Below are 11,501 nucleotides of genomic sequence, written 5' to 3'. Positions count from 1 at the left end.
GCTCTCGACCCAGAACGACCCGCCGGAAGCCGCCGCCAAGCCGTTCTCGAAGAACCGCGACGGCTTCGTCATGGGCGAGGGCGCGGGCGCGCTGGTGCTGGAAGATTACGACCATGCGCTGGCACGCGGCGCGACGATCCTCGGCATCGTCGCCGGCTGCGGCGAGCGCGGCGACGGTTTCCACCGCACCCGTTCCAGCCCGGACGGCAAGCCCGCCATCCTCGCCATGCAGGATGCGCTGGCCGATGCCGGCCTGACGCCCGACGATGTCGACTACATCAACGCCCACGGCACCTCGACGCCGGAGAACGACAAGATGGAGGCGATGAGCTGCGCCGCCGTCTTCGGCGAGCGCATGGCGAGCCTGCCGATCTCCTCGAACAAGTCGATGATCGGCCACACGCTGACCGCGGCCGGCGCGGTCGAGGCGGTGATCTCCTTCATGACCATCGCCAACGGTACGATTCCGCCAACGATCAACTACGTGAACCCCGATCCGGCGATCGCGCTCGACGTCGTGCCGAACACGGCCCGCAAGGCGAAGGTCAGGACGGTGATCTCCAACTCCTTCGGCTTCGGCGGCCAGAACACCTGCCTCGTGCTGACGGCGCCCCCGGAGGCCGCATGACCAGGATTCTCGTCACCGGCGGCGCCAAGGGTGTCGGCGCGGCGATCGTGCGCGCGCTCGCGGCGGCCGGCCACGATGTCGACTTCACCTTCCGCTCCTCTGCCGAGCAGGCGAAGGCGCTGGCCGAAGAAATCGCCGCAAGCCATCCCGGCCGCAGCATCGTCGCGCTCCCGCTCGATCTCTCCGACAAGGAGGCGCTCGACGCCTTCTGCGAGGCGCGCGAGGGCGAGAGCTATTTCGGCTTCGTCCACAATGCCGGCCAGCCCTATGATTCGCTCGCCGCGATGATGGCGCAGGACAAGGCGGAAGCCGCGATGCAGGTCAATTTCTGGGCCTTCACCCGCCTCGCCAAGAGCCTGATGCGCACCATGATCCGCGCCAGGGCCGGCCGCATCGTCGCCATCGGCTCGGTCGCGGCCTTGCGCGGCAATCCCGGCAACGCGGCCTATGCGGCCTCCAAGGGCGCGCTGATCTCCTATGCCAAGACGCTCGCGGTCGAAACCGGCAAGCGCGGCGTCACCGTCAACGTGATCGCGCCTGGCTTCGTCGACACCGACATGATGGCGCCCTACGCCGCCTATCGCGACAAGATGCAGGGGCAGATCCCGGCCGGCCGCTTCGCGAGGCCGGAGGAGGTCGCCGGCCTCGCCGCCTTCCTGATGAGCGAGCCCGCCGCCTATATCAGCGGCACGGTCCTGCCCATCGACGGCGGCCTGACGGCACAGCTCGGCGTTCACCGCTGAATCGACCGAAGCGGCTTTTCGTGATACGGTTCACTCCGAACCGGAGTGAACCGACATGACGGCAGCCTTTACCATCCGCCTCGACGACGAGATGCTGGCCAAGCTCGACGCGCTCGCCGCCGACACCGACCGCTCGCGCAACTGGATCGCGGCAAAGGCGATCGAGGACTATGTCGCGTTGAACGCGTGGCAGATCGCGAGAATCAAGGAAGGGATCGCCGAAGCCGATCGCGGCGAGTTCGCGACGGACGAAGAGGTCGAGGCCGTGTTCCGCAAGTACAGGGCCGTGGCCGAGTGAGGCTCGTCTGGACGAAGCGCTCACTGCGCGAGCTCGACCAGATCTTTGCCTTCGTCGCGAAGGACAGCCGCTCCGCCGCTGCAGCACTGGTCGATCTCATTGAGCAGCGCTCCGCAATGCTGACCAGCCATCCAGAGATCGGGCGGCCGGGACGGAGCGATGGAACCCGCGAACTCATCGTGACTGGCACGCCCTATATCCTCCCCTACCGCGTCAGCGACGGCCGCGTCGAAATCCTCGCGGTCCTCCACACCTCCCGGCAATGGCCGGACCAGCTCTGAAAGCGTTCGAAACCCATGCGTTCCCTCCAGCTTCATGGCGACCGTGACCTCCGTCTCGAGGAGATCGAGCCGCCGCCGCCGCCGGCTCCCGGCGAGGTGCAGATCCGCATCAAGGCGGTCGGACTGAACTATCTCGACCTCTGGGGCTTCCGCGGCATGGCCTTCGCCAAGCGCAAGATGCCGCAGGCGGCGGGCGTCGAGGCGGCCGGCGAAATCGTCTGCGTCGGCGAGGGCGTGACCGGCTTCGCGCCGGGCGACACCGTCACCGCCTATGGCGCGGACACTTGCGGCCAGTGCAAGGCCTGCCGCGAGGGCCGCGACAATCTCTGCGAGAACGTCGCCGGCATCATGGGCTTCCATATCGACGGCTTCGCCCGCGAGCTGCTCAACCGCCCGGCACGGCTGACGATCAAGGCGCCGAAGGGCGTCTCCTTCGAGGACGCCGCCTGCGCGCCGATCGGCTTCGGCACGGTCCAGCATATGCTCTTCGACAACGCGAAGCTGGAGCCCGGCGAGTCGGTGCTCGTCCATGCCGGCGGCTCCGGCATCGGCACGGCCGCAATCCTGATGGCCAAGGCGATCGGCTGCACGGTCTACACCACGGTCGGCGACGACGAGAAGGGCGCCAAGGCCAAGGCGATCGGCGCCGACCACGTCATCAACTACCGCGAGGACCGGTTCGAAGGCGTCGTCCGCAAGCTCACCGGCCGCAAGGGCGTCGACGTCGTGTTCGAGCATGTCGGTGCCGACACCTGGAACGGCTCGCTGCTCTGCCTCAAGCGCGGGGGCCGGCTCGTCACCTGCGGCGCGACCTCCGGACCTTCGGCCACGATCAACCTGATGCAGCTCTTCCAGCAGCAATACCGCATCACCGGCTCCTTCGGCTGCCGCATCGAGAATATCGCGCAATCGCTGGAGAAGATGGCCGGCGGGATGAAGCCGGTGATCGACTCGGTCTTCCCGCTCGCCGAATTCGAGAAGGGCCTCGCCCGGATCGAGGGGCGGCAGGTCTTCGGCAAGGTCGTCATCGCCTTCTGATCGGGAACCGTTTCCCGTCGGAGACTTGACGAAGGCGCGTTCCTGCCCCAGATCGCCCGTTCAAGGCCCGGTCTTGCTCTCGGCACGGGCGTTTCAGGCAGGACCGACCTTGAGACGATTGAAGGCTATCGCCGCACGCATCGGCGCGGCGGCGATGATCGGCGTGATCCGCACCCTGTTCGCGTTCCTGCGCCTGGTCGGCCCCGAGCGCGCCAGCGATCTCGGCGGTTGGCTCTTGCGCACGGTGAGCCCGCTGATCCCGGTCAACCGCGTCGCGCTCGCCAATATCCGCGCCGCCTTCCCGGAGAAGGACGAGGCCGAAGTCAGGCGCATCGCGCGCGGCGCCTGGGAGAATCTCGGCCGCGTCGCCGGCGAATATGCCAATCTGAAGGCGCTGTTCGACTACGACTACCACAACCCCGACAAGCCCTCGCGCGTCGAGGTCAAGGGCATCGAGCACTTCATCGCGCTCAAGGATGACGGGAAGCCCGGCCTGATCTTCTCGACCCATCTCGCCAACTGGGAACTGCCGGCGATCTGCGCCCAGGCCTACGACCTCGAAACCACCGCGGTCTTCCGGGCCCCGAACGACCCGGCGATCGCCGCCGTCGTCCACGAGATCCGCTCCGGCGCGATGGGGGGGCTTGCCGCGGCCAAGCAGGGCGCCGCCTTCGCCATGCAGGGCGTGCTGGAGAATGGCGGCCATCTGGGCATGCTGATCGACCAGCATTTCACCCGCGGCGTGGTCGTGCCCTTCTTCGGCCGCCCGGCGCTCACCAACCCGATCATGGGCAAATTCGCCAAGCGCTTCGAATGCCCGGTCCATGGCGTCCGTGTCATCCGCCTGCCGAACCACCGCTTCCGGCTGGAGCTGACGCCGCCGCTCGACCTGCCGCGCGACGCCAATGGCGAGATCGACGTCCAGGGCGCGATGGCGATGATGACGGCCGTCGTCGAGGGCTGGGTGCGCGAATATCCCGAGCAATGGCTCTGGATGCACCGCCGCTGGCGGCCCAACATGATCTCGGCTGCGGCCCGCGAGGCCTTCGATCACGCCCCCGCGACCGTGCCGGTTTTCAAGGCAACGTGATTTCCCTCGCGCGGGAATTGCGGGCTTTGGTAACCTCAGGAAAAGAAGTCGTCCGCAGAGTCCTGATCATGTTCCCGCGCCCGCGCCTCCTCGCAGCGACCGTTGCAGCCCTTGCCCTCGGCACGGCGGCACAGGCGCAGACCCCGGCCAAGGCGCCCAAGGCGGTGATCGAGCTCTTCACCAGCCAGGGCTGCTCGTCCTGCCCGCCGGCCGATGCGCTGGTCGTCGAGTTGGCCAAGGACCCCTCGCTGATCGCCCTGACCCTGCCGGTAACCTATTGGGATTATCTCGGCTGGAAGGACACGCTCGGCAAGGATTCCTTCGCGAAGCGTCAGAAATTCTACGCCAAGGCCCGCGGCGACGGGCAGGTCTACACCCCGCAGGTCGTCATCAACGGCGCCAGCCATGCGATCGGCTCGGAAAAGGCCGAGATCGAAAAGGCGGTGAGCCAGGTCGCGACGACTGCATTCACGGCGCGCATCGGCTTGAAGGAGGAGAACGGCGCCCTCCAGATCCAGGTCTCGCCGACCGGGAGCGAGGCCGAAACCACGGCCGGCATCTGGGTGCTCCCCACCACGCGGCAGGCAGCCGTGCCCGTCACGCGCGGCGAGAACCAGGGCCGCACCCTGTCCTATGCCAATGTCGTGCGCGGCATGGTCCGCGTCGGCGACTGGACCGGCAAGGAGACAACCATCACTGCGCCGCTCGCCGCCACGCAGGCACCGGAAGCCGACGGCTATGTCGTCGTGGTCCAGGCCGAATGGCCGGGCAAGCACGGCCTGATGATGCCGGGCGCAATCCTCGGCGCCGCCAGAGGGCTGACGAAGCGCTGATTCTGCGCCCCGCGGCGTTGACTTACAGCAGGATGACCTTGTTCGAGAGCTCGTCGACATCGCCGGGCACGGGCGGCACATGCTGCGCCAGCACGGAGCCGACCGAGCCGACGGCCGCGATCAACCCTTCCGTGAGGCGATCCTCGCGCGCCGCCCCGAGCAGCGGCTCGATGATCCCGCGCCATGTGTCCTTCTCGACCAGCCCGTCGATGCCGGTATCGGCGAGGATCTCGGCATAGCGCTCCTGCAGCGCGATATAGAGCAGCACGCCGGTGCGCCCCTTGGTCCGGGTCAGCCCGCGCGCCGTGAACTCGCGCAGAGCCACGTCATGCGCCCGCCTACGCTTGACGAAGCCGGGCACGAAGCGCCCGCCGCGGCCATACCAGAGCAGGCTCGCCAGCAGGCCGACGGTACAGATCAGCTGAATCAGGAAGATGCGCGGCGCGCTCATCACCGTCAGCCACAAAAGCGGCCAGGGCACGAACAGCGCGAGCGTCAACGCAAGCATTACCGGGATCGTGCGATAGCTCGAGGCTGCCCGGTCGATCACCACGACGATCTCGCCTGCGGTCAGGCTCTCGGCGCGCCGCACCGCCTCCGCGATCGCATCTCTGTCGGCTGAGTCCATTACCAGTCTCCCGAAGCTCCGCCGCCGCCGGATGAGCCGCCGCCACCTGAAAACCCGCCGCCGCCCGAGCTCCAGCCGCCTCCACCACCGCTCCAGCCCGAGCTGGAACCCGAACCCGTGCTCCAGCCCGTGCTCTGCGGCAGCGTCACCCATTGCCCATTGCGCAGGCGATGTCGGCGCGCGCCGCCCTGCTGGCTCAGGCCCCGCAGGAAGGCCACGATGAACAGGAAGATGAAGATCATCGCGATGATCACCGCGATAGTCTCTTCCGGAGAGCTTTCGTCCGAACGCACCTCGGCCTTGCGCTGCCATTCCTCGGCGTCCCCCGCGAGAATGGTCAGGATGGCATCGACGCCGGCCTCGATTCCCCCCGCGAAATCGCCGGTCTTGAATTTCGGCGCGATCGCGGTGGTGATGATGACCTTGGAGAGCGCGTCGGTCAGCGCGCCTTCGAGACCGTACCCGACCTCGATGCGGACCTTGCGCTCCTTCGGCGCGACGATCAGCAGGGCGCCGTTGTTCCGGGCCTTTTCACCCAGCTTCCAGTGCCGGAAGAGCCCGTTGGCGAAATCCTCGATCGTGACGTCCTGCAGCGAGGGCACGGTCGCGACGACCACTTGATCGGAGGTCTTGTCCTCATGCGCCTTGAGCTTGTCCGCGATCCGCTGCCGGACATCGGGCGCGAGCAGGTTGGCGCCGTCGACGACCCGCCCGGTCAGGGCGGGATAGGTTGGTTCGGCGGCGATTGCAAAACTGCTCCAGAGCAGCAGGAACAGCGCCAGCGCGGCGTGCCAGGGCGTTGTTCCCGGGCGAAGCGAAGCGCAGTCCCGAGAATCTCTGGCAGGAGATGCTCGGGTCAAGCCCGAGCATGACGGGCTGGTCAGTGCCACGGGATTCAGCCGAGCGGCCTCAGAACTTCACCGCCGGGGGCCGCTCGGCACCCACGGTCGCCGCGAAGGTCTCCATTGGCTTGGCGCCCCAGAACAGCTTCGCCCAGATCACGCCAGGGAAGGTGCGGATCTCGGTGTTGAAGGCCTGCACCGCCTGGATATAGTCGCGCCGCGCCACCGCGACGCGGTTCTCCGTGCCTTCGAGCTGCGACTGCAGGGCCAGGAAGTTCTGGTTCGACTTCAGGTCCGGATAGCGCTCCACTGTGACGAGCAGCCGCCCGAGCGCGCCGGTGAGCTGGTTCTGCGCGTCCTGGTATTCCTTGAACTTCGCGGGGTCGTTGATGGTCGAGGCGTCGACCTTGACCTGGCTCGCCTTGGCGCGGGCCTCGACCACGGCGGTCAGAACCTCGCGCTCCTGCGCAGCATAGCCCTTCACGGTCTCGACGAGATTCGGGATCAGGTCGGCGCGGCGCTGATACTGGTTCTGCACCTCGGACCAGGCGGCCTTCGCCCGTTCCTCCAGCGTCGGCACATTGTTGTAGCCACAGCCCGCGAGCACCACGCCGAGCATGCCGAGGACCAACCAGGCGAGTGGTCGGCGCAGAAGGGTCAGAAACGACATGCCGAAAACCCCTTTTGGCAACGTCAGGACAATCGATTCGGACCTTACCCGCCAGCGCCCTCCCATCCAAGCTGCCAGACCGCGGCGAATGGCCTATCCTGCGATTCTCACCGGAGCTTCGCCATGCGCCTGTCTCTCTTCCTCTCGCTTCCCCCAGCCCTGCTCGCCGCCCAGATCGCCGTCGCCCAGCCACAGGCGCCCGCGCCCGAGGCGGCGACCGGGCGAACCGTCAAGACGCTGGGAACGGCCGAGCGCTTCATGGCCGCCGCCGCCAATCCGCTGGCCGCGACGGCCGGTCGCGACATCCTGCGCGCCGGCGGCAGCGCGACCGACGCCGCCATCGCCATCCAGCTCGTGCTCAATCTGGTCGAGCCGCAGAGTTCCGGCATCGGCGGCGGCGCCTTCTTCGTCCATTGGGACGAGGCCGGCCGCAAGGTGACGACGCTCGACGGCCGCGAGACCGCGCCGGCTGCCGCCAGGCCAGACCGCTTCATGAAGGACGGCAAGCCGATGCCGTTCCGCGAGGCCGTGGTCGGCGGCCGCTCCGTCGGCGTGCCCGGCACGCTCAGGCTGCTGGAGGAGGCGCACCGCCGCTGGGGCAAGCTGCCCTGGGCTGACGTGATCGCCCCCGCGCTGAAACTGGCCGAGGAAGGCTTCGCGATCTCCCCGCGCCTCAACGGCCTGCTCGCCGGAGAGAAAGACCTCCCCAAGAACGCGCTCGCCGCCGCCTATTTCTACGAGCCGGACGGCAAGCCCAAGGCTATCGGCACCATCCTGAAGAACCCGGCCTTCGCGGCGACGCTACGCGCCGTCGCATCGCAAGGCTCGGATGCCTTCTACAAGGGCGCGATCGCCGAGGACATCGTCGCGACCGTCACCGGCCATCCGACCAATCCCGGCGACATGACGCTGGCCGATCTCGCCGGCTACAAGGTCGAGGAGCGCGAGACGGTCTGCGGCGCCTACCGGATCTGGCGCCTCTGCGGCATGGGCCCGCCAAGTTCGGGCGCCATCGCGCTCCAGCAGATGCTGGGCATGCTCGAAGGCCGGGACCTGCGCCGGATGGGGCCGGGCGCCGAGGCCGCGCACTGGTTCAGCGAGGCCGGCCGGCTCGCCTTCGCCGACCGCGCACTCTATCTCGCCGATCCCGCCTTCATCAGCGTGCCCGTGCGCGGGCTGATCGATCGCGACTATATCCGCTCGCGCGCAGGGCTGATCGGCCCGGACCGCTCGATGGGCCGCGCCAAGCCCGGCGATCCCCCGAACAAGCGGGCGCAATTGCTCGCCCCCTCCGAGGGCATCGAGAACGGCACCAGCCACATCTCCGTCGTCGATGCGGACGGCAACGCCGTCGCCATGACCACGACGATCGAGGACGGCTTCGGCTCCCGCCTGATGACCAGGAGCGGTTTCCTGCTCAACAACGAACTGACCGACTTCAACTTCGCCCCCGAAGAGGACGGCAAGCCCGTCGCCAACCGCGTCGAGCCCGGCAAGCGGCCGCGCTCCTCGATGGCACCAACGCTGGTCTTCGACGCTTTCGGCCGGCTCTACGCCGTCGTCGGATCGCCGGGCGGCAGCCAGATCATCGGCTATGTCGGCAAGACGCTGGTCGCCCTGCTCGACTGGAAGATGGACCCGCAGCAAGCCGTCGATTTCGGCAATTTCGGCAGCCGCAACGGCCCGACCGAGCTGGAGACGGGCAGCGAGGCCGAGGCCTGGAAGGCCGCGCTCGAAGCCAAGGGCCACGAGGTGCGTTTGGTGGAGATGACCTCCGGCACGCAAGCCATCGTCAAGACGCCCGAGGGCTTTCTGGGCGGCGCCGACGGACGGCGAGAGGGCGTCGCGATCGGGGACTGACCTGTCATGACGCTGTCATCTTGCGGGCGCGTGGCTCCGCGCGCCCAACAGGATGTACCGCCATGCGCACCATCGCCCTCGCCTTTCTGACCTTGCTCGCCCTCGCCCCGGCTTCGCTGCGGGCCGAAGACGCGAAGCCCTTCGCCACCGCCAAGACGATCGACCTCCTTGCCATCCTCAAGCCGCCCCCGGCGAATGAATCGGCCCAGACCAAGGCGGAGCTCGGGGAGGTCCTGACGCTCCAGGTCACCCGCTCGCCCGAGATGGAAGCCTCCGCCCAGGCCGACGTGGTCGAGGATGTCTGGCGCTTCGCCAACGTGATGGGCCCGGCTTTCAAGACCGAGCAATTGCCGGTCTTCTCGGCCTTCTTCGATCGCGTCGTCGCGACCGAAGGCGCCGTCGTCGACCCCGCCAAGGATTCGTGGAAGCGTCCGCGCCCGCATCAACTCAGCCCGCTGGTCAAGCCGGTGGTGAAGATCTCGAATTCCGGCGCCTACCCGTCCGGCCACACCACGGTGGGCACGCTGATGGGCATCGTCCTCTCGAACATGGTGCCGGAGAAGCGGGTGGCGATCATGGACCGCGCCTGGTTCTATGGCGAAAACCGCATCATCGGCGGCATCCATTATCGCTCGGATATCGAGGCCGGCCGCATCGCCGGCTCCGTCATCGCCGCGCGCATCATGGAGCAGCCGGAATTCCAGGCCGAGTTCACCGCGGCCAAGGCCGAGCTGCGCAAGGTGCTCGGGTTCTGAATCTTCAGCGCAAAGCAGGATCGGCGGCGGGCCTCTCGCCGCCGGCTCCGCGCCCGGCGATCAGCCAGTAGACGAAGCCCGTCGCCGCTCCGACCAGGAAGAGCCCGGAGATGATCTGGATCTCGGCCGTGCTCGGCGCCCGCGACAGCCTGAGCATGGCGAGCGGCAAAAGCGCGGCCAAGAGCCCCGTGAAACCGCTCTGAAGCAGGCCGCTGCGCAAGCGGAACAGCTCCGAGCCGACCGCGACCAGCACGACCGGCGCCACGATGATCGCCAGCCCGAGCTTGCCGATCAGGGCGAAGGCCGCCTGCGCGGCCGGCGCCGGATCGACGCCGCTCTCGGCGAGCCCGAACAGGATATCGATAAGCCGCTCGATGCCGCCGCCGATCAGCATCGCCACGGCCGGCGAGGCGACGCTCGCGGCGCCCAGGAAGAACAGCCCCGCCCCCATCGCGACGAGGCAGGCGAACGGGATCAGCAGCAGCCAGCGCAGCAAGGCTTATTCCGCCGCGACGGCCGGAGCGTCAGCCTGCGCCTCGTCCAGCATCAGCCGGGCGCGGGCGGAGAGCTTTTCCGTCTCGCTCTTCAGCTGGCCGCAGGCGGCGAGGATGTCGCGCCCGCGCGGTGTGCGCACCGGGGAGGCATAGCCGGCACGGAAGACGATCTCGGAAAAGCGCTCAATCCGGTCCCAGTCCGAGCACTCGTATTTGGTGCCGGGCCAGGGATTGAACGGGATCAGGTTGATCTTGGCCGGAATGCCCTTGAGCAGGCGCACGAGCTCGCGCGCCTCGGCATCGGAATCGTTCACGCCCTTGAGCATGACATACTCGAACGTGATGCGCTTCGCGTTCGAGAGCCCCGGATAATTCCGGCAGGCCTCGAGCAGGTCCTTGATCGGGTATTTCTTGTTGAGCGGCACCAGCTCGTTGCGCAGCTCGTCGCGCACCGCATGCAGCGAGATCGCCAGCATCGTGCCCATCTCCTCGCCGAGCGGGCCGATCTGCGGCACCACGCCCGAGGTCGAGACGGTGATGCGGCGGCGCCCGATCGACAGGCCCTGATCGTCGGTGATCACGGCGATCGCGTCGCGCACGCCGTCGAAATTGTAAAGCGGCTCGCCCATGCCCATGAAGACGATGTTCGAGACGAAGCGCCCGCCATCGTTCGGCACGAAGGCGCCTTCCGGCGGCCGGCGGTTCGGGAAATCGCCGAGCCGGTCGCGCGCCACCATCACCTGGGCAACGATCTCCTCGGTGGTGAGGTTGCGCACCAGGCGCTGCGTGCCGGTATGGCAGAAGGTGCAGGTCAGCGTGCAGCCGACCTGGCTGGAGACGCAGAGCGTGCCGCGATCGACCTCGGGGATGTAGACGCATTCGATCTCGGCGCCGCGGTCATGCGGGCCGGTCGAGGGCATGCGCATCAGCCACTTGCGGGTGCCGTCGGTCGAGACCTGCTCGGCCGTGACGCTCGGCAAATCGAGCGTAAAATGCGCGGCGAGCTGCCCGCGCAGCCCTTTGCCGATCGTCGTCATCGCGTCGAAATCGCGCACGCCGTAATGATAGATCCAGTTCCAGAGCTGGCCGACGCGCATGCGCCGTTCCTTCTCGGGCACGCCGATCTCGGCCAGCGCCTCAAGCAGGCCGGCGCGGGTGCGCCCCACCAGCGAGGGGCGTCGCAAAACGGGTTCGGCCGCCGGAGCGGCGGTAGCGGGAACGGATGCGGTCATCGGAGCTCTGTCGTCGCCCATCGGGGAAGGCGCGGGATTTCGCGGCTCCCTAGCACAATTCGGCGAAAATCGGAAATTGCGTGATTCGCAGGCGCCATCCGCCTAGGGC

At 67.9% G+C, this 11,501-nt stretch carries 14 protein-coding genes; 9 read left to right on the top strand and 5 right to left on the bottom strand.

The features are described 5' to 3' along the window. The 7 genes from JHD80_RS24940 to JHD80_RS24910 form a co-directional block, all read left to right on the top strand. A partial coding sequence (locus JHD80_RS24940; protein WP_282568438.1) for a beta-ketoacyl synthase N-terminal-like domain-containing protein occupies positions 1-628 on the top strand: 628 nt, incomplete at its 5' end. Beyond that, a complete protein-coding gene (locus JHD80_RS24935) occupies positions 625-1,371 on the top strand; it encodes an SDR family oxidoreductase (RefSeq protein ID WP_199092886.1) in 747 nt (248 codons plus the stop codon). The genes JHD80_RS24940 and JHD80_RS24935, both read left to right, overlap by 4 nt. A gap of 55 nt (positions 1,372-1,426) precedes the next feature. Further along, complete coding sequence (locus JHD80_RS24930; protein ID WP_199092884.1) at positions 1,427-1,669, top strand: CopG family ribbon-helix-helix protein; 243 nt, start codon at positions 1,427-1,429, stop codon at positions 1,667-1,669. Beyond that, positions 1,666-1,950 carry a type II toxin-antitoxin system mRNA interferase toxin, RelE/StbE family gene (locus JHD80_RS24925; RefSeq protein WP_199092882.1) on the top strand — a complete coding sequence of 95 codons (285 nt, stop codon included), beginning with the start codon at positions 1,666-1,668 and terminating at the stop codon, positions 1,948-1,950. Before JHD80_RS24930 ends, JHD80_RS24925 begins: the two co-directional genes overlap by 4 nt. A gap of 15 nt (positions 1,951-1,965) precedes the next feature. After that, positions 1,966-2,988, top strand: a complete 1,023-nt coding sequence (locus JHD80_RS24920; protein WP_199092880.1) for a zinc-binding dehydrogenase — start codon at positions 1,966-1,968, stop codon at positions 2,986-2,988. A gap of 118 nt (positions 2,989-3,106) precedes the next feature. Next, the gene (locus tag JHD80_RS24915) at positions 3,107-4,078 is read left to right on the top strand and encodes a lipid A biosynthesis lauroyl acyltransferase (protein ID WP_282568437.1); all 972 of its coding nucleotides are present in this window, start codon (positions 3,107-3,109) and stop codon (positions 4,076-4,078) included. A gap of 68 nt (positions 4,079-4,146) precedes the next feature. Then, complete coding sequence (locus JHD80_RS24910) at positions 4,147-4,911, top strand: DUF1223 domain-containing protein (RefSeq protein WP_199092878.1); 765 nt, start codon at positions 4,147-4,149, stop codon at positions 4,909-4,911. 22 nt (positions 4,912-4,933) lie between these two features. On the opposite strand, the gene JHD80_RS24905 is transcribed toward JHD80_RS24910, so the two are convergent. From JHD80_RS24905 to JHD80_RS24895, 3 genes are all read right to left on the bottom strand, one after another. Next, positions 4,934-5,539: a TPM domain-containing protein gene (locus JHD80_RS24905; protein ID WP_199092876.1), complete on the bottom strand. Its 606-nt coding sequence runs from the start codon at positions 5,537-5,539 to the stop codon at positions 4,934-4,936. Next, a complete protein-coding gene (locus JHD80_RS24900; protein WP_199092888.1) occupies positions 5,539-6,321 on the bottom strand; it encodes a TPM domain-containing protein in 783 nt (260 codons plus the stop codon). The genes JHD80_RS24905 and JHD80_RS24900 overlap by 1 nt, the downstream gene beginning before the upstream one ends. A gap of 127 nt (positions 6,322-6,448) precedes the next feature. Then, positions 6,449-7,051 (bottom strand): LemA family protein, encoded by a 603-nt coding sequence (locus JHD80_RS24895; RefSeq protein WP_199092874.1) that lies wholly within the window; start codon positions 7,049-7,051, stop codon positions 6,449-6,451. A gap of 123 nt (positions 7,052-7,174) precedes the next feature. Here JHD80_RS24895 and ggt point away from each other — a divergent pair, with 123 nt between their 5' ends. Beyond that, positions 7,175-8,911, top strand: a complete 1,737-nt coding sequence (gene ggt / locus JHD80_RS24890; protein ID WP_199092872.1) for a gamma-glutamyltransferase — start codon at positions 7,175-7,177, stop codon at positions 8,909-8,911. A gap of 62 nt (positions 8,912-8,973) precedes the next feature. Then, the gene (locus JHD80_RS24885) at positions 8,974-9,666 is read left to right on the top strand and encodes an acid phosphatase (RefSeq protein WP_199092870.1); all 693 of its coding nucleotides are present in this window, start codon (positions 8,974-8,976) and stop codon (positions 9,664-9,666) included. A gap of 4 nt (positions 9,667-9,670) precedes the next feature. On the opposite strand, the gene JHD80_RS24880 is transcribed toward JHD80_RS24885, so the two are convergent. Then, entirely contained in the window at positions 9,671-10,162 is a 492-nt protein-coding gene (locus JHD80_RS24880; RefSeq protein WP_199092868.1) for a hypothetical protein, read from the bottom strand. Positions 10,163-10,165: 3 nt separating this feature from the next. Then, positions 10,166-11,392: a dual-specificity RNA methyltransferase RlmN gene (rlmN, locus tag JHD80_RS24875; protein ID WP_248311764.1), complete on the bottom strand. Its 1,227-nt coding sequence runs from the start codon at positions 11,390-11,392 to the stop codon at positions 10,166-10,168. Positions 11,393-11,501 lie beyond the last annotated feature (109 nt).

The sequence above is a fragment of the Allobosea sp. ASV33 genome (assembly GCF_016428755.1).
Taxonomy (GTDB): domain Bacteria; phylum Pseudomonadota; class Alphaproteobacteria; order Rhizobiales; family Beijerinckiaceae; genus Allobosea.
The sequence above is the reverse complement of the archived record's forward strand: the minus strand, read 5'-3'. Positions and strand labels throughout refer to the sequence as shown.